We start from the raw sequence: 259 nt of genomic DNA on the forward strand, positions 1-259 counted from the left end.
GGAACATCTTGCCCGGCTGCAGGCGCCACTTCTTGACGATCTTCGATTCGGGGATCGGCAGCGTGCCGGCTTCCGACGCCATGATCACGAGATCGTCGTCGGTCACGATGTAGCGCGCCGGGCGCAGGCCGTTGCGGTCGAGCGTCGCGCCGATCTGGCGGCCGTCGGTGAACGCGATCGCGGCCGGGCCGTCCCACGGCTCCATCATCGCGGCGTGGTATTCGTAGAACGCGCGGCGGTTCTCGTCCATCAGCGTGTG

1 protein-coding gene is annotated in these 259 nt (G+C 67.6%); it reads right to left on the reverse strand.

The genetic code is table 11. The annotated features are described in order from the left end of the window. Positions 1-259 (reverse strand): hypothetical protein (locus SB725_RS32155; RefSeq protein ID WP_410923541.1); only part of this gene is annotated, 259 nt, incomplete at both ends.

The organism is Pseudomonas sp. SIMBA_041 (genome assembly GCF_046535095.1).
Classification (GTDB): domain Bacteria; phylum Pseudomonadota; class Gammaproteobacteria; order Pseudomonadales; family Pseudomonadaceae; genus Aquipseudomonas; species Aquipseudomonas mucoides.